Annotated in this window: 17 protein-coding genes; 11 read left to right on the top strand and 6 right to left on the bottom strand. The window is 72.9% G+C overall.

Annotation, left to right across the window (positions count from 1 at the left end):
* Positions 1-64 precede the first annotated feature (64 nt).
* Positions 65-1,057 (bottom strand): dihydrodipicolinate synthase family protein, encoded by a 993-nt coding sequence (locus ACV7NM_RS04700; RefSeq protein ID WP_463409054.1) that lies wholly within the window; start codon positions 1,055-1,057, stop codon positions 65-67.
* 71 nt (positions 1,058-1,128) lie between these two features.
* On the opposite strand from ACV7NM_RS04700, the gene ACV7NM_RS04695 reads away from it, so the two are divergent.
* The 4 genes from ACV7NM_RS04695 to ACV7NM_RS04680 all read left to right on the top strand — a co-directional run bounded on the left by ACV7NM_RS04695 (position 1,129) and on the right by ACV7NM_RS04680 (position 5,079).
* Positions 1,129-2,124, top strand: a complete 996-nt coding sequence (locus ACV7NM_RS04695; protein WP_463409053.1) for a LysR substrate-binding domain-containing protein — start codon at positions 1,129-1,131, stop codon at positions 2,122-2,124.
* A 73-nt stretch (positions 2,125-2,197) separates the two neighbouring features.
* Positions 2,198-3,283 carry an S-(hydroxymethyl)mycothiol dehydrogenase gene (locus tag ACV7NM_RS04690; RefSeq protein WP_463409052.1) on the top strand — a complete coding sequence of 362 codons (1,086 nt, stop codon included), beginning with the start codon at positions 2,198-2,200 and terminating at the stop codon, positions 3,281-3,283.
* 148 nt (positions 3,284-3,431) lie between these two features.
* Positions 3,432-4,199, top strand: a complete 768-nt coding sequence (locus ACV7NM_RS04685; RefSeq protein ID WP_463409051.1) for a PIG-L deacetylase family protein — start codon at positions 3,432-3,434, stop codon at positions 4,197-4,199.
* 46 nt (positions 4,200-4,245) lie between these two features.
* Positions 4,246-5,079: an enoyl-CoA hydratase/isomerase family protein gene (locus ACV7NM_RS04680; RefSeq protein WP_463409050.1), complete on the top strand. Its 834-nt coding sequence runs from the start codon at positions 4,246-4,248 to the stop codon at positions 5,077-5,079.
* A gap of 51 nt (positions 5,080-5,130) precedes the next feature.
* Here the strand turns inward: ACV7NM_RS04680 and ACV7NM_RS04675 are convergent, their stop codons facing one another.
* Both ACV7NM_RS04675 and ACV7NM_RS04670 read right to left on the bottom strand, forming a co-directional pair.
* A complete protein-coding gene (locus ACV7NM_RS04675) occupies positions 5,131-5,805 on the bottom strand; it encodes an SMI1/KNR4 family protein (RefSeq protein ID WP_463409049.1) in 675 nt (224 codons plus the stop codon).
* A gap of 53 nt (positions 5,806-5,858) precedes the next feature.
* Positions 5,859-6,824 (bottom strand): SDR family oxidoreductase, encoded by a 966-nt coding sequence (locus ACV7NM_RS04670; RefSeq protein WP_463409048.1) that lies wholly within the window; start codon positions 6,822-6,824, stop codon positions 5,859-5,861.
* 415 nt (positions 6,825-7,239) lie between these two features.
* On the opposite strand from ACV7NM_RS04670, the gene ACV7NM_RS04665 reads away from it, so the two are divergent.
* The 5 genes from ACV7NM_RS04665 (at position 7,240) to ACV7NM_RS04645 (ending at position 11,858) form a co-directional block, all read left to right on the top strand.
* The gene (locus ACV7NM_RS04665; RefSeq protein ID WP_463409047.1) at positions 7,240-8,214 is read left to right on the top strand and encodes an NADPH:quinone oxidoreductase family protein; all 975 of its coding nucleotides are present in this window, start codon (positions 7,240-7,242) and stop codon (positions 8,212-8,214) included.
* On the top strand, positions 8,211-9,398 hold the full coding sequence (locus tag ACV7NM_RS04660) for an acyl-CoA dehydrogenase family protein (protein ID WP_463409046.1): 1,188 nt from the start codon (positions 8,211-8,213) through the stop codon (positions 9,396-9,398). Before ACV7NM_RS04665 ends, ACV7NM_RS04660 begins: the two co-directional genes overlap by 4 nt.
* Positions 9,395-10,507, top strand: a complete 1,113-nt coding sequence (locus ACV7NM_RS04655; protein ID WP_463409045.1) for an acyl-CoA dehydrogenase family protein — start codon at positions 9,395-9,397, stop codon at positions 10,505-10,507. The genes ACV7NM_RS04660 and ACV7NM_RS04655 overlap by 4 nt, the downstream gene beginning before the upstream one ends.
* A 99-nt stretch (positions 10,508-10,606) precedes the next feature.
* Positions 10,607-10,978 (top strand): tyrosinase family oxidase copper chaperone, encoded by a 372-nt coding sequence (locus ACV7NM_RS04650; protein WP_463409044.1) that lies wholly within the window; start codon positions 10,607-10,609, stop codon positions 10,976-10,978.
* 16 nt (positions 10,979-10,994) lie between these two features.
* Positions 10,995-11,858 carry a tyrosinase family protein gene (locus tag ACV7NM_RS04645; protein WP_463409043.1) on the top strand — a complete coding sequence of 288 codons (864 nt, stop codon included), beginning with the start codon at positions 10,995-10,997 and terminating at the stop codon, positions 11,856-11,858.
* 76 nt (positions 11,859-11,934) lie between these two features.
* Here the strand turns inward: ACV7NM_RS04645 and ACV7NM_RS04640 are convergent, their stop codons facing one another.
* Both ACV7NM_RS04640 and ACV7NM_RS04635 read right to left on the bottom strand, forming a co-directional pair.
* Positions 11,935-12,213: a chaplin gene (locus ACV7NM_RS04640; protein ID WP_136212270.1), complete on the bottom strand. Its 279-nt coding sequence runs from the start codon at positions 12,211-12,213 to the stop codon at positions 11,935-11,937.
* Positions 12,214-12,306: 93 nt separating this feature from the next.
* The gene (locus ACV7NM_RS04635; protein ID WP_463409042.1) at positions 12,307-12,645 is read right to left on the bottom strand and encodes a hypothetical protein; all 339 of its coding nucleotides are present in this window, start codon (positions 12,643-12,645) and stop codon (positions 12,307-12,309) included.
* A 136-nt stretch (positions 12,646-12,781) separates the two neighbouring features.
* Here ACV7NM_RS04635 and ACV7NM_RS04630 point away from each other — a divergent pair, with 136 nt between their 5' ends.
* Entirely contained in the window at positions 12,782-14,230 is a 1,449-nt protein-coding gene (locus ACV7NM_RS04630) for a carboxylesterase/lipase family protein (protein ID WP_463409041.1), read from the top strand.
* A gap of 21 nt (positions 14,231-14,251) precedes the next feature.
* On the opposite strand, the gene ACV7NM_RS04625 is transcribed toward ACV7NM_RS04630, so the two are convergent.
* Positions 14,252-15,733, bottom strand: a complete 1,482-nt coding sequence (locus tag ACV7NM_RS04625) for an alpha/beta hydrolase (protein ID WP_463409040.1) — start codon at positions 15,731-15,733, stop codon at positions 14,252-14,254.
* A 264-nt stretch (positions 15,734-15,997) separates the two neighbouring features.
* On the opposite strand from ACV7NM_RS04625, the gene ACV7NM_RS04620 reads away from it, so the two are divergent.
* Entirely contained in the window at positions 15,998-16,882 is an 885-nt protein-coding gene (locus ACV7NM_RS04620) for an alkaline phosphatase family protein (RefSeq protein WP_463409039.1), read from the top strand.

Genomic DNA, 16,882 nt, shown 5'->3' with positions numbered 1-16,882 from the left:
CGCCTGTTACGCGCGAATCGCCCACCATGGACTCTTTCCGGCACTCCGCCGACCGCTCGGCCTCTCAGAGGCGTCGTTCGGCGGATCCGGTGAGGGGCCCGGCGGCGCGCCGGGGGTCCGTGACTGCCGCGAGCGCCGCCAAGGCGTGCCTCACCGCGGGCTTTGAAGCCGGCAGCAGCGGGAGGCGCACGTCCGGGGAGGGAATCCGGCCCTTCGCGTGCAACACCGCCTTGATCACGGCCGGATTGGGCTCGGCGAACAACGCCGCCGAGAGTCGCGCCAGTTCGTGGCCGAGGGGTCGGGCCCGCGGGACGTCCCCCGACCGCCAGGCCGCGGCGAGCTCCGCGTACCGGTCCGTCGCCACGTGCGCCGAGGCGAGCACCCCGCCCGCCGCGCCGAGCGCGAGCAGCGGCGAGAGGTACACGTCGTCACCCGCCAGGAACGCGAAACCGGCGCGGGGTTCCCCGAGGAGCGCCACCGTGTCCTGGTCGATCCCGCCTGCCGCGTACTTCACCCCCGCCACCCCTGGCAGCTCCCCGAGCGCCCGCAGCGCGGAGACGTCCAGCGGCTGCCCCGTCCGGTACGGGACGTGGTAGACGATCAACGGCACCGGACTCACCTCGGCCAGCCGCGCGAAGTGCGCCGCCACCCCCGCCGCCGAGGGCCGCACGAACGGCGGCACCGTCACCAGCGCCGCCCCCACCCGCGGCCACCGCGCCAGCCGTGCGAGGGCGGCTTCCGCCGCCCGCGTCCCGCTCGCCCCGGCGCCCACCGTCAGCGGCGCGCCCCGCTCGCCGCAGACCCGCGCGCAGACGGAGGTGACGAGATCCCGCTCCGTCTCGTCGAGGGCGGCGACCTCCGCGGTGGTGCCGAGGGCCACGATGCCGGTGGCGCCCGCGTCGAGCACCTCGTGCGCGAGGGCCTCCAGCGCCTCGACGGCGACGTGCCCGCCGGAATCGAAGGGAGTGATCAAGGGAACGTGAATCCCGTGGAGCGAAAGATCCTGTACGTCCCGCGCCGTGTGCGCCTCCGTGCCCTGTGTCGTGTCCTGTGTCATATCGAGCAGCTTCGCGGCGCCCCGGCGTCAAATCCAGTTCACGTTTCTTATCGGAACCGTAAGCTGTGCCGATGCTCGACGTACGCCGCCTGCGCCTGCTGCGCGAACTCGCCCGCCGGGGCACCATCGCCGCCGTGGCCGAGGCCCTCTCCTTCAGCCCTTCGGCGGTGTCCCAGCAACTCACGGTCTTGGAACGCGAGGCCGGTCTGCCCCTGCTGGAGCGCACCGGCCGCCGGGTCCGGCTGACGCCCGCCGGCCAGAACCTCGTCCGGCACGCGGAAGCCGTCCTGGAGCGGCTGGAGCAGGCCGACGCCGAACTCGCGCGGGCACGCCGCGGCCTGGCCGGAGCCCTTCGCATCGGGTCCTTCCCCACCGCCACGCGCGCCATCGTCCCGTCCGCTCTGACCGCCCTCTCCCGCCGACATCCGGGGCTGGAGCCGATGGTCCGCGAAACCGACCCGGCGGCGGTCGCGCACGCGCTGCGCGCCGGTGACCTCGACGTGGCCCTGGTCCACGAGTACGACTTCGTCCCGGCGACGCGGGAGCCGGGCCTGGAAACGCAGCCGCTGTTCGGGGAGGCCATGTACTTGGCAGCCCCGGCCTGTGGGACACCGGCCCCCGGGGCCCCCGCACCCGTTTCCGCCGGGCCGGACCGCGCCCGGGCGGACCCCCGGGCCGGCCAGGACGAGGTCCTGCGACGCCACGCCGAAGCGCCCTGGATCACCGCCGTCGCCGGGACCCTCTGCCACGCCATGACCGTACGGGCGTGCCGGGCGGCGGGCTTCGAACCCGAGATCCGCCATCAGGTCGACGAGTTCGCCACCGTCCTCGCCCTCGTCGCCGCCGGGCACGCAGTGGCCGTCGTCCCGCAACTCGGCGTCCCCGGCTCCGGACACGACGGCGTCGTCCTCACCCGGCTGCTCATGGAACGCCGGACCATGCTCGCCTTCCGCAGCGGGGCGGCCGGCCATCCCGCCGTCGCCGCGCTGAGGGCGGCCCTCCTGGAGGCCGTACCGCCCCTACCGCCCCTACCGCCCGAACCGGCCGAATCCCGCGCCGCCGGGTGACACAACTCCCGCACCGGGCGCCGTCCCTGTACGTTCGGTGATCCGGACAGAGCCGACAGGAGCGGGGTACGAAGTGACGCATCGCGTACGAGGGGTCATCGCGCGGGGCAAGGGCGCGCCGGTGGAGACGACCACGATCCTCGTGCCGGACCCGGGTCCCGGCGAGGCGCTGGTCACCGTGCGGGCCTGCGGGGTCTGCCACACCGACCTGCACTACCGCGAGGGCGGCATCAACGACGAGTTCCCGTTCCTCCTCGGCCACGAAGCGGCCGGGGTCGTGGAAGCGGTCGGCCCGGACGTGACCTCCGTGGCGCCCGGTGACTTCGTCATCCTCAACTGGCGTGCCGTGTGCGGTGACTGCCGCGCGTGCCGGCGAGGTCGCCCGTGGTACTGCTTCGCCACGCACAACGCGACGCAGCCCATGACCCTGGAAGACGGCACGCCCCTCTCCCCGGCCCTCGGCATCGGCGCCTTCGCCGAGAAGACCCTGGTGGCGGCCGGGCAGTGCACCAAGGTCGACCCGGCCGCCTCGCCCGCCGCCGCGGGGCTGCTCGGGTGCGGGGTGATGGCGGGCCTGGGCGCCGTGCTGAACACCGGCAACGTCGGCCGGGGCGACTCCGTCGCCGTCATCGGCTGCGGGGGAGTGGGCAGCGCGGCGGTGGCGGGCGCCCGGCTGGCCGGAGCCTCCCGCATCATCGCCGTCGACCTCGACGAGCGGAAGCTGGAGTGGGCGCGGGGCCTGGGCGCCACCCACACCGTCAACGGCCGCACCGAGGACGTGGTGGAGGCGGTCCGGGAACTGACCGGCGGCAACGGCGCGGACGTGGTCATCGAGGCCGTGGGTCGCCCCGAGACCTACCGGCAGGCCTTCTACGCGCGCGACCTCGCCGGAACCGTGGTGCTCGTCGGCGTCCCGACGCCGGAGATGCGTCTCGAACTTCCCCTCCTCGACGTCTTCGGGCGCGGCGGAAGCCTCAAGTCCTCCTGGTACGGGGACTGCCTGCCCGAGCGTGACTTCCCGATGCTCATCGACCTCTACCTCCAGGGCCGGCTCGACCTGGACGCCTTCGTCTCCGAGACGATCCCCCTGGACGGGGTCGAAGCGGCCTTCACCCGGATGCACCGGGGCGAGGTGCTCCGCTCGGTGGTCGTCTTCTGACGCCGAAGCCGCAGGTCGGGTGGGCGGTGCCCGCGATCGCGCCGACGCGGGGGCCGGGGCCGGTGCCGGCCAAGCCGGCCGCCCACCGGCCGGCCGTACGGCCCGGGGGTACCGCGTCGGCTCCGTCGCTTCGCCTAGGGTGCGAGGCATGACCGAACAACAGGCCCCGCAGGCCGCCCCCTTGCAGCCCATGCCCACCGACTGGCAGCGCGCCCTGGCGGTCGTCGCCCACCCCGACGACCTGGAATACGGCTGCGCGGCCGCCATCGCCGACTGGACGGACGGCGGACGGGAGGTCGTCTACCTCCTCGCCACGCGCGGCGAGGCGGGCATCGACACCATCGCACCCGCCGAGTGCGCCTCCGTCCGCGAGGCGGAACAGCGGGCGAGCGCGTCGGTCGTCGGAGTCTCGACCGTGGAGTTCCTCGACTACCGGGACGGCGTCATCGAGTACGGACTCGGTCTGCGCCGGGACATCGCCGCGGCCATTCGCCGCCACCGCCCCGAGCTCGTGATCACCCTCAACCACCGGGACACCTGGGGCGGCGCGGACGGCGGCGGCGTCTGGAACAGCCCCGACCACAAGGCCGTCGGCCGGGCCGCGCTGGACGCGGCGGGTGACGCGGGAAACCGCTGGATCTTCCCGGAACTCATCGCCGATCAGGGGCTGGAACCCTGGGACGGGGTGCGCTGGGTCGCGGTGTCGGGCACCGCCACGCCGACGCACGCGGCCGACGCGGGCCCCGGCCTCGAACGCTCCGTCGAGTCGCTGTTGCGGCACAAGGCGTACATCGAGGTGCTGACCGACCAGGACCCAGAGGAGTACGTCCGTTCCTTCCTCACGGGCAACGCCCGGCAGGTGGCACCCCGGTTCGGCGGACGCCCGGCGGTCGCGTTCGAGCTCTTCCCGCGCTGACCGACCCGGCGGTAAACTGACTAACCGTCAGCCACATGGGGGTTCCGTGATCGACACCACCGGTACCGGCGTCGCGGAGGGCGAGGAACGGATCCGGTTGGAGGTGGTGGACGAGGTCGCCGTCCTCACCCTCTGCCGCCCCGACCGGCTCAACGGCTGGAGCTGGGAGTCCACCCGCCAACTGGGTCTGCTGGCCGACCTGGTCCGCTTCGACCAGGACGTGCGGGTGGTCCTCCTGCGGGCCGAGGGCCGGGCGTTCTGCGCCGGGATCGACGTCAAGGCCCCGGGCGGCGCCATCACGGGCAAGACCGCCGCCGAACGCACGCGGAACTACTACGAGGGCATCCGCTGGGCCCACGAGCGCTTCGCGGTCTTCGCCGGACTCCCTCAACCGGTGGTGGCCGCGGTGCAGGGCTACTGCCTGGGCTTCGGCTTCGAGCTGGCTCTGATGGCCGACATCCGGGTGGCCGCCGAGGACCCCGTCTTCGCGCTGCCGGAGGCGGGCCTCGGCGTGGCCGTGGACGCCGGCGGCGACCTGCGCATCGCCCGCGACGCGGGTGCGGGCTGGGCGAAGTACCTGGCCCTGACGGGCCGCCGCATCGATGCCGCCACCGCCGAACGCCGGGGTTTGGTCCAGCTCGTCGTTCCGGGGACGGAACTCGACGCCACCGCCCGCGCGGTGGCCGCGGAGATCGCCGCCAACGCGCCCCTGGCCGTACAGGCAATCAAGCGCGCCGTCGACGCCTACGCGGACGCCGCCCTCCCGGCAGCCCTCGACCGGGTGGCGATGACGGCGGCCCTCACCCTCACCTCCCGGGACGCGGGCGAGGGCTACGGTGCCAAGGCGGCCCGCCGGCCCCCGCGGTTCACCGGAGGGTGAGCCCCCCGTATGAGCCCCCCCGGGTGGGTCCACCGCGCCGCGCGTGAGTCGTCAGCGGTCCACGACGGCCGGGCCGCTCCCCGGGGAGTCGACGGGCGCGGCGTCGGTGGCGGCAGGAGTGCACCGCAGGGCGCGGAACTGCGCGTAGAGCCGGTCCATCAGCTCGGCGAACGAGTCGTGGCGTACGGGGCCTTGACCGCTCCAGCTCGACCAGCTGTAGGCCGCCCACTCCCCGTGTGCGTCGATGTCCTCGGGGTCGAGCAGTAGCCAGGTCTGGTCCCCCTCCGCGGATATCAGTACCGCCCGCGCCCACCGCTCGGAGTGCGGGACCTCCTCGTCGACCGGGTCGTCGGCGGCGTCGCCGACCGGCTCCTCGGACAGGTCGTCGGCGTCCTCGGCGTCCTCGGCGTCCCACTCGTCCAGACAGGCCCGTACGCCGGGGCCCAGCTCGGACAGCGGACCGACCTGTTCCGTCGATCCGAGCAGCGAGACGAACTCGCCCGCCATCCGCCAACCGTCCGTGACCGCCAGGAACTGCCGGTACGACGGCGGCAACGGTCTTCCCAGTCTCGACTCCAGCGCCGCCAGCCGGTCCTCGGTCGCCGGCGCGAAGCCCAGCCATCCGGCGCTGTGCTCCGCGGCGTCCGCCGGTTGATCGGCGCCCACGACGGCGTGCCGCTCGGCGCTCCAGGTCCGCAGGAAGGGTTCCCAGTCGTAGATCCTCATGCGCCTGATGCTGCCTCACACCACTGACAACGCCGCCCGGCGCGGTCTCGCGCTCACGGGGTGAACGGGCCGCGCCCCAACTGCTCCCGCACCGTGACGACGTCCGGGTTGACCAGGGACCGGCGCTGCCAGTTCGCGCCGTCGACCACCAGGGTGTGTCCGGTGATGAAGCGGGCGTAGGGCGAGGCCAGGAAAGTGGCCGCCCAGCCCAGTTCGCGCGGCTCCCCGACCCGCAGGGCGGGCTGCCGGGCGTTGTTCCCGCCACCGTGCCCGTCCGGGTGCGGCCGGGCCCGCTGCGCCCCGGCCCGGTCCAGGCCCTCGCGGATGTCGGCGCTCATGTCCTCGTGCGGGAACAGCCCCGGCACCAGACCGTTGATCCGGATGCCGTACGGGCCCCACTCGACGGCGAGCGTCTCCACCAGGTTCTTCACTCCGGCCTTCGCGGCGGCGCTGTGCGCGAAGCCGGGGCCGCCGGTCCAGGCGTAGGAGGCCCCGATGCTGACGATCGCCCCGGGAGTGCCTGCCGCGAGGTGTCGACGGCCGAACTCGCGGGTCGTGAACCAGGTGCCGGTCAGGGTGATGTCCACCACCGACCGCCAGGCGTTGGGCGACAAGTCCTCCGCCGGGCAGGGGAAGTTGGCGGCGGCGTTGTTGACCAGGACGTCCGGTGTCCGCCCGGACGCCGCGGCGGCCGCGTCGAAGGCGTCCGCGACCCGTCGCGGGTCCCGGATGTCGCAGACGGCGCTCGTCACCCGCCCCACTCCGGGTACCGAGGTCAACTCCGCGCACGCCGCCGCCAGCGGCGCCGAGCGGCGCCCGGCGATCACCACGTCCGCGCCGAGCCGCCCGAACTCCAGGGCGATGGCCTTGCCGAGTCCGGTCCCGCCGCCGGTGACCAGGACCGTCTGCCCGGCGTACGTACCGGCGGGCAGCGCGGCGGCGCCGTACGGAGGCGGCGCGGGCAGCCCGCGCGGGCCCGGCGGCGGTGTAGGGGAGTCGGGGGAGTCTGGGGAGTCCATGCGCCCATCGGTACCGTGCGGGCGCGCAGATCGCCATGCGTGGGCGGCGGCTGAATTCCCGGGTGGTGGGCCGGCTTGGTCGGGCGGGCCGGACGACCGGCTTGAGCCTGCCGGCCGCGTTCACGGCCGCCCCGCCGACCCGGCCGTCGTCCGAGACGGCGTCGGCCGCGCCGGCCTTGCCCGGCGCGAGCCGCCGCAGCGCCGTGACCGGGCCCGATGCCGGTCACACCTGCGCCCGGTCCGGCAAGGTCGTCTCCTCGAAACGGCACTTGGCCGTGTCGGCGCTCAGATCGGTGGAGGGCCGGCGCGGCGCGGGGTCGCGTCGACGCGGTGGACCCAACCGTTCCCATATCGGCAAGCGACCGCTTAGTATGCGCTCGGAGTGTGGTTCCTCGACGGCGGCTGGAGGCCCCGGATGCAGGCATGGCGCGTACATACCCCCGGCGAGCCCCGAGAGGCCATGCGCCTCGAGGAGGTTCCCGAACCGGTACCGGGCGAGGGCGAGGTACGGCTCAAGGTACTCGCGGCGAACGTCAACTTCCCCGACGCGCTGCTCGCGCGCGGCCAGTACCAGATCCGGCCGTCGCTGCCCTTCACCCCCGGGGTGGAGATCTGCGGCGAGACCGAGGACGGCCGCCGCGTCATCGCCAACCCGAGCCTGCCGCACGGCGGTTTCGCCGAGTACGTCACCGCGCCCGCGCGCGCCCTGCTGCCGGCCCCCGACACCCTCGACGACGCCGAGGCCGCGGCCCTGCACATCGGCTACCAGACGGGATGGTTCGGCCTCCACCGCCGGGCCCGCCTGCGGTCCGGCGAGACGCTGCTCGTGCACGCCGCGGCCGGCGGGGTCGGCAGCGCGGCCGTACAGCTCGGCAAGGCCGCCGGCGCCACCGTCATCGGCGTCGTCGGAGGCAAGGCGAAGGTCCGCACCGCCGAGGAACTGGGCTGCGACCTCGTCATCGACCGCACCGCCGAAGACATCGTCGCCCGCGTCAAGGAGTTCACCGGCGGACGCGGGGTCGACGTGGTCTACGACCCGGTCGGCGGCGACGCCTACACCGCCTCCGCCAAGTGCGTGGCCTTCGAGGGCCGGATCGTGATCGTCGGCTTCGCCGGCGGCACCGTCCCCGCCCCCGCCCTCAACCACGCCCTCGTCAAGAACTACGCGATCCTGGGTCTGCACTGGGGCCTGTACGCGACCAAGGACCCCGCCGCGATCCTCGCCTGCCACGGGGAACTCGCCCGCCTCGCCGCCGAAGGGGCCGTCAGACCGCTCGTCAGCGAACGCGTCCCGCTCGCCGCGGCCGCCGACGCCGTACAGCGCGTCGCCGACGGAACGACCACCGGACGGCTGGTCGTCGTACCCTCCCTCGACGGAGGCACCCGGTGACCACCGCGGAGGACCTGTTGACCCGCGTCCGCGCCCTGCTGGCCGACCACCCGCCCGCCACCACCGACCGGGACGCCTTCCTACGCGCCCGCTTCGACGCCGGACTCGCCTGGGTGCACTACCCCGAGGGCCTCGGCGGCCTCGGCGCACCCCGCTCCCTGCAAGCCGTGGTGGACGCCGAACTGGAGGCCGCCGGAGCCCCCGACAACGACCCCCGGCGGATCGGCATCGGCCTCGGCATGGCCGCGCCCACGATCCTCGCCTACGGCACCGAGGGGCAAAAACGCCGCTTCCTGCGCCCCCTGTGGCTCGGCGAGGAAGTCTGGTGCCAGCTGTTCAGCGAACCCGGGGCCGGCTCCGACCTCGCCGCGCTCGGCACCCGTGCCGTCCACGACGAGGCGAGCGACGAGTGGATCGTCGACGGCCAGAAGGTGTGGACCTCCAGCGCCCACACCGCCCGTTGGGCGATCCTCATCGCCCGCACCGACCCCACGCTGCCCAAACACCAGGGCATCACGTACTTCCTCTGCGACATGCACGCCCCCGGCGTGGAGGTCCGCCCACTGCGCCAGATCACCGGCGAGGCCGAGTTCAACGAGGTGTTCCTCACCGGCGTCCGCATCCCCGACGGCCACCGGCTCGGCGCCGTCGGCCAGGGCTGGGCGGTCGCCCGCACCACCCTCATGAACGAACGCGTCTCCATCGGCGGCATGCGCATCCCCCGCGAAGGCGGCATGATCGCCCCCGTTGCCGCGACCTGGCGCGAGCGCCCCGAACTACGCACCCACGCCCTGCACCAGCGGCTCCTGGAACTGTGGGTCGAGGCGGAAGTGGCCCGGCTCACCGGTGAAAGGCTGCGCCAGCAGCTCGCCGCGGGACAGCCCGGCCCCGAGGGCAGCGGCATGAAACTCACCTTCGCCCGCCTCAACCAGGAGATCAGCGGGCTGGAGGTGGAACTCCTCGCCGAAGAGGGACTCCTCTACGAGGACTGGACCATGCGCCGTCCGGAGATCGTCGACTTCACCGGCAGGGACGCCGGATACCGCTACCTGCGCGCCAAGGGCAACAGCATCGAGGGCGGCACCAGCGAAATCCTCCTCAACATCGTCGCCGAACGCGTCCTGGGCCTGCCGCCCGAGCCGCGCGACGACAAGGACCTCGCCTGGAAGGACCTGGCCCGATGAGCGCACCCTTCGACCTGCTCTACTCCGAGACGGAGGAGGAACTGCGCTCCGCCGTACGGGCCCTGCTCGCCGACCGGTGCCCGCCCGCGGCGATCCTCGCCCGGATCGAGAGCGGCCGGCCCCACGACCCCGAGCTGTGGCACACCCTCGCCACCGGGATCGGCGCCGCCGGGCTGCTCGTCCCGGAGAAGCTCGGCGGTCAGGGCGCGAGTCACCGCGAGGCGGCGGTGGTGCTGGAGGAGCTGGGGCGGGCCGTGGCACCCGTCCCGTACCTCACGAGCGGGGTCCTGGCGACGGAGATCCTCCTCGGCTGCGATCCGTCCTCGACCGAGGTGGGCACGCTGCTGCGGGAGGTGGCCGCCGGTCGGCAGGTGTGCGTACCGGCCGTGCCGCTGACCCTGGCCCCCGGCGCACCGCTGCCCGCGCCGGTACGGGACGCCGGAGGCGGGTCGCTGAGCGGCTCCGTCGGCTTCGTCGCCGACGCCGTCGCCGCCGACGTGCTGCTCGTCCTGGCCGACACAGGGCTCTACGCCGTGCCGGCGGCGGAGGTCTCGCTCACGCCGCTGGTCCCGCTGGACCTGACGCGCCCGCTCGCCGCCGTGCGCCTCGACGGCGCCGCCGGAACACGGCTGGCCGACCCCGCCACCGCGCGCGCCGCCGTCGCCGGCGCGCTGCTCGCGGGGGCCGGGCTGCTCGCCTCCGAACAGGTCGGCGTCGCGGAGTGGTGCCTGACAGAGACGGTGGCCCACGTCCGGACCCGCCACCAGTTCAACCGGCCCATCGGGTCCTTCCAGGCTCTCAAGCACCGCCTGGCCCGGCTCTGGCTCGACGTCGCCTCCGCCAGGGCCGCCGCCCGCGCGGCCGCCGACGCCCTCGCGACGGGAACCGCCGACGCACCGTTGACGATCGCCGTCGCCCAGGCCTACTGCTCCGGGGTCGCGGTGCGGGCCGCGGAGGAGTGCGTTCAGCTGCACGGCGGCATCGGGATGACCTGGGAACACCCGGCGCACCTGTACCTCAAGCGGGCCAAGGCCGACTCAACGGCGCTGGGCACGGCGGGCCACCATCGCGGCCTCGTCGCCGACTTCGCCGAACTCCCCGCGCCGTAAACCCTCCCCGCACCCCCGGGGTACTCGTACCCCGGGGGTGACCTCGCCCGCCGGGCCGCGTTAGACCGCGTAGCACGGGCCATCGAGCGAGGAGAACGCATGTACGCAGCATCCGCCGCCGCACCACTCACCCGTCGCACGGTCCTCCGTTCGGCCTTCACCGCGGCGGTGCTCGCCGGAACGGCCGCGGCGCTGGGACCCGTACTGCGCGCCCGGCGCCCCCGCCAGACGCTCACCCCGGCCCCGCTGGTGGAGGAGTCGTACCGAGGCCGCCACATCAGCGTCGACCTCGCCGCGGCCGCCGTACGCATCGACGGGCGGCCCCTGCACGTGATGCGCCGGGCCGACGGCAGTTACCTGAGCGGCATCAACCACTTCGAGTCCTTCGCGACCCCGATGGAGCTGGCCCGCGCGGCCGTGGACGAGCTCGGCACGACGAACCTGGCGATGGCCGCCCCCCACCACGGCTGACGGCAGGAGCCCCGCCTTGTACACCCGGCAGAACCAGAAGGACCTGACCCGCGCCCAGAAGCAGCGGTTCACGGCAGCCGTGCTCGAACTCAAGCGCAACGGCACCTACGACCAGTTCGTCCGCACCCACGTCAAGTACTTCGTGCCGGACCGCGACCGCAAGCTGCGTGTCGGGCACATGTCCCCGTCCTTCTTCCCCTGGCACCGGCGCTTCCTGTTGGAGTTCGAGGGGCAACTTCGCTCCGTCGACGCCGGCGTCTCCATCCCCTACTGGGACTGGACCACGGACAACAGCCCAGCCTCGTCCCTGTGGGCCGAGGACTTCCTGGGGGGTACCGGCCGCGAGGGCGACCACCGGGTGACGACCGGCCCCTTCGCCTACGCGACGGGCAACTGGACCGTGACCGTCGGCGTGTCGGAGGCCGCCTACCTCACCCGCAACCTGGGCCGCCCGCAGAACCCGATCAAGCTCCCCACCAAGGCCGAACTCCAGTGGGCGATCGACGACCCCACCTACGACACCGCCCCGTGGGACTCCACGGCGCGCGACGGCGGCTTCCGCAACAAGCTGGAGGGCTGGGCCGCGCCCAAGAGCGAGCGCTGGCGCAACCACAACAAGGTCCACCAGTGGATCGGCGGCCACATGACGGGCGGCACGGCTCCCAACGACCCGGTGTTCTGGCTGCACCACGCCTTCGTGGACCTCGTCTGGGACCGCTGGCAGCAAAAGCACCCGGAGTCCGGCTACCTGCCCGCAGAGCCCCCTCCGGTGGGCGACCTCCAGCACGGCAGGGTGATCGCCCTCGACGAGCCGATGCCCCCGTGGAACGTCACGCCGCGCGAGATGCTCCGGCACCAGGGCCAGTACCGCTACGAATGAGACACCGCGCGAAAAGGGCCCCCGCCGTCCGGCGGGGGCCCTCGGTGATTCGGTCACACGGTCCGGCGGCTGGTGATCACTCGCCGTAGCCCTCGGTGTGGTGCTCGTCGCCACCCGACGCGTTGACGCAGGTGTTGCCGAAGGCCGGGTTGAGCAGGGCGATCACGTTCACGGTGTTGCCGCAGACGTTGACCGGGACGTGCACGGGGACCTGGACCAGGTTGCCCGACAGGACACCGGGGGAACCGATCGCCGCACCGTGCGCTCCGGCATCGGCGACGGCCAGACCCGCACCGGCCGCCACGGCGGTACCGGCGACAGCGGTGATGGCGAATGCCTTCGCGATACGCGACATCAAGATCTCCTCGTGACATTGGATCGCCGCAGAGCTGCGGCATTTGACATGGCATACAACGCCGTTGCCGCCCAGGGGTCACGGCCGCTGGTCCTACCCGGTGACGGAAAAACGCACCGACGCGAAGTACGGCCGGACCGGGGTGACCGTCCCGGGCCGCAGCACCGCCACCGGAGCACCGGCGCAGTGCGGCTCCCGGTAGAGGGTCGCGGTGGTCCGACCATGGTTGGTGACGGCCCGGCCCCCGCCGCCCCGCGCCGCCACACAGCCCCGCGGCGCGCTCAGGCCGTGGACCTTGTCGTCCTGGCCCAGGTACTGGAAGTCGGGGCCGGTGGCCGCCGCCGTGCCACCGGCGGCCGCGGCGGCCGCCAGCAGCAGCACGGGCACCACGCCGGTCCGCACGACGCTTCGAAGGGTGAGGCCGATCCTCATGGCTCGCATGGCCGGACCAACCCGGTCCGCACCGCTCCGGGTCACGCCTTGTCACCCTTCGGGCGGCTGTGCGACCGTGCCCGGAACACCGGATCTCGGCGCCCCGAAACGGGGGAGACGCCCCCAGGAGGACACCATGAGTACAGCGGGCGACGCCCGGCCCCGGGTCCGCACCCGGTACGGCGTGGTCGAGGGCCGACCGGAAGCGGGTGGCATTCGCGTCTTCTGCGGCATCCCCTACGCCGCCCCGCCCGTGGGAGCCCTCCGTTTCGCCGCGCCCCGGCCGCCGGCCGCCTGGGACGGCGTACGCGACGCGGGCGCCTTCGGGCCCACCGCGCCCAAGGTGCCCTACCCGGACCGCTACGCGGCGCTGCTCCCCGACCCGGAGATCCCGGGCGACGACTGCCTCAACCTCAACGTGTGGACCCCGGATCCCTCACCCTGGGCCCGGCTGCCGGTCATGGTGTGGATCCACGGTGGCGCCCTCACCCGCGGTTCCTCCGCCGTGCCCGTGTACGACGGGGCCGCCTTCGCCCGGGACGGGGTCGTCCTGGTGTCCCTGAACTACCGGCTCGGCGTCCTCGGCTACGGCGTCTTCCCCGACGCCCCCGCCAACCGCGGTCTGCTGGACCAGATCGCCGCCCTCACCTGGGTCCGGGACAACATCGGGGCGTTCGGCGGCGACCCCGAGCGGGTCACCGTCTTCGGGGAGTCCGCCGGCGCCATCAGCGTCGGCGCCCTGCTCGCCGCGCCCCGCGCAGCCGGACTGTTCGCCGGGGCCGTGATGCAGAGCGGGCCGCCCGAGGTGCTGCCCCGTGAGCGGACCCGCCCGATGGTCCGCAAGATGGCCTCCCTGCTCAAGGTGCCCGCCACCGCGAAGGCCTTCGGCGCCGTCGCCCTGGCGGACCTGCTCACCGCCCAGGGGGTCGTGCTGCGCCGGTCCGGACCGGTCACCGGCGGCCCCGCCTTCGGCCTGGTCGCCGACCCGGACTCGCTGCCGGAAGACCCCATGGCCGCCGCGGCCGCCTCCGCCGTACCACTGCTCCTCGGCTGGACGGCCGAGGAGTACCGGCTCTGGCTCGCACCCACCGGGGCGATGCGGCTGCTCGACCGGATGGGCCCGCTCGCGGTGGAACTGGCCCGAGTCCGCGGTGGCAAGGACCGCGCCGCCGTACGGGCGCTGCGCGCCGCCCTGCCCGGGGCCGGACCGGCGGATCTCGCCGGGCACCTGCTCACCGACCGGCTGCTGCGTGATCCGCTGCGCCGGCTCGCCGGAGCCCGCAGGGTCGCGCCGAGCCACGTCTACGAGTTCCGCTGGCCCAGCGGGGTGCCCGGCCTGGGCGCCTGTCACGCGCTGGAGCTGGGCTTCGTCTTCGACACCCTCCACAAGCCGGAGTCGGCGTGGCTAGCGGGGCCGGACGCGCCGCAGGCCCTCGCCGACGAGATGCACGCGGCCTGGGTCCGCTTCGCCGTGGAGGGGGACCCGGGATGGGCGCCGTGGGACGGCGACGGCCCGCCGAAGGTGTTCGGCGGGCCGTCGCTGGGGGAGCGTGACGCTCAGCGGGCCGTCGGGGTCACCCCGTAGGCCGCGGGGCACCCGGTCCCGTCATTCGACGGGGCCCTCCAGGACCTTGCTGATGAACTGGATCGGGCCCTCGCCCATGTTCGGCACATAGGTCATGGCGTTGTGCTGGCCACCGGGGATCACCCTCAGGCTGGTGTGGATCGGCCCCTTGCCGTAAGTGGCGATGAATTTCTGCACGTCCGGCAGGGTTCTCTTGTTGCTCTCGTTGTCACCGACCTGGAAGGCCAGGTAGACGTCCGGGCTGCCCTTCTTGTCGATGAGCTGCTTCGCCAGCAGCTCCGGGTTGTTCTCGGCCTTCTCCTTGTCGTGGCCCTTCCACATCAAGGAGTCGGGCACGATGTCCGGGCCGGAACAGATGGCGGCCTTGAACTTCTCCGGGTACTTGAGCACGGCCTTGAGGCTGGCGAAGCCGCCGGTCGAGGAGCCCATGAAGGCCCAGCCGTCGCGCGACTTGATCGTGCGGAAGTTCTCCCGCATCAGGTCGGGGACGTCGTCGGTCAGCCAGGTGCCCATCTTGGGCTGACCGGGGATGTCCGAGGCGTCCCAGTACTTGTTCGACTTCTCGCCCTCCGGGTTGAGCACCGGCATGGCCAGGATGAAGGGCTTGCTCTTGCCCTCGCTGTACCACTTGCTGATGCTGGCCTGGAGCTTGAGGTCGGCGCCCATCCAATAGTTGATCGGGAAACCCGAGCCGCCGGGCAGGGCGATCATGACCGGGAAGCCGCTCTTGGCGAACTTGGGGTCGTTGTACTCCTTCGGGGCCCAGACCCACACCTTCCCCTTGAAGCCCGACTTCTTGCCGTCCAGCGTCGTGACCGCGACGTGGGTACCGTCGGAAAGGGTCGACTCGTTCTTGAAGACGGCCGTCGGGTTCGTCGGCATCGACATCTTCGAGCTCGCCGGGGGCTTGGCCGCCTCTCCGGAGCCGGCGGCCGGCTTCCCGAAGGTGACGTCCTGGCCCTTGTCGCTGAAGGGAGGTATGTCGAAGTGGCTCATCACCAACGCCGCGACGCCGGCGAGGGCGAGGACGGTGGTGCCCGCGATCAGCCAGCGCTTCACCTTGGACTTGCGGCGCGGGGGCTCCTCGTAGGGAGGCTCGCCGTACGTCTCGTACGCCCGGGTCTGGTCGTACTGCTCCTCGTACTGCTGCCCCTGCTGCCCCTGCTGGTCGGGTCGGTGGTACTGGGGCTGCTGCTCGTACGGGGACGGCCCGCGCTGCGGGGGCGGCTGCTGGCCGTAGCCCTGCTGCCCGTACCCGCGCTGGTCGTATCCCTGTTGGGTCTGCTGGTCGTAGCCCTGCGGGCCCGGCCGGTCGTACCCCTGCTCGTTGCCGTACTGCTGCTGCGGCCGCTGACCACCGCCCTGGCCCTGCTGCCCGGTGGGGCGGCCACCGTACGGCCGGCCCTGCTGCTGCTGCCCGTAGGGCGGCTGTGGTGGCTGCGGTTGCTGTCCTTCCGGCCGGTACGGCGGCTGGTACTGCTGCCCGTCGGGTGAGTACGACATGTGCGGTGGCTTCTCCGGCTGGTACTGCCCCGTCGGGGCGGGGTGGACTGCTTCCGTTCGAATGATGAACGAAACTACCTGTTGGTTCCTCGCTTTGCCTTCTCTTGACCTTCCCGGGGCCATGGCATTGCCCGTGGTCAAGAAGGAGGGCGGAGTTCCCGTTCTGTTCGCCAAGTATCCCTGGCCCATGCACATGCCCCTGGGTATGTTGCCTCCGCGCCGCCCCAAGTCCCCCCGCGCCCGGAGGTAGAAACCGTGTTTGGCATGCCCCTCTCACGTCCCCGTCGCAAGACCGCCCTCGCCACCGCCTTCGGCGTCACCGCCGCGGGCGCCGCGCTGTGGGCCGGCATCGGAGCCGCGGCCCAGCCCGCCCACGCGGCGGGTCTCCCGGCCCCCGACCACATCGTCGTCGCCGTCTTCGAGAACCACGCCTACAACCAGGTCATCGGCAGCTCCAGCGCCCCGTACATCAACTCCCTGAAGACCGACGGCGCCAACCTCACCAACTCGTTCGGCGTCACCCACCCCAGCCAGCCCAACTACCTCCAGCTCTTCTCCGGCTCCAACCAGGGAGTCACGGACGACAGCTGTTACACCCCGGCCTTCAGCTCCGCGCCCAACCTGGCCTCCGAGCTGATAGCCGCCGGCAAGAGCTGGACCAGCTACAACGAGACCCTCCCCAGCCAGGGCTCCACCACCTGCAGCAGCGGCAACTACGCCCGCAAGCACAACCCCTGGTTCGCCTTCTCCAACGTGCCCACCGGCACGGCCAAGACCATGGCGCAGTTCCCGACGGACTTCACCACCCTGCCCAAGGTGTCCTTCGTCGTCCCGAACCTCTGCAACGACATGCACGACTGCTCCGTCGGCACCGGCGACACCTGGCTCAAGAACAACCTCAAGGCCTACGCGGACTGGGCCAAGACCCACAACAGCCTGCTCGTCGTCACCTTCGACGAGGACAACCGGCTCGCCGGCAACAAGATCCCGACCGTGCTCTACGGCCAGCCCGTCACCCCCGGCAGCACCTCCGCCACCACCTACAACCACTACGACATGCTGCGGACCCTGGAAGGCCTGGCCGGACTGACCTCCCACGCCGGGAACGCCGCCGCCGCCAAGGACATCACGGGCATCTGGACGTCCTGA

The sequence above is a fragment of the Streptomyces sp. Tek67B01 genome, assembly GCF_055231995.1.
This window is presented reverse-complemented; position numbering and strand designations above follow the sequence as displayed.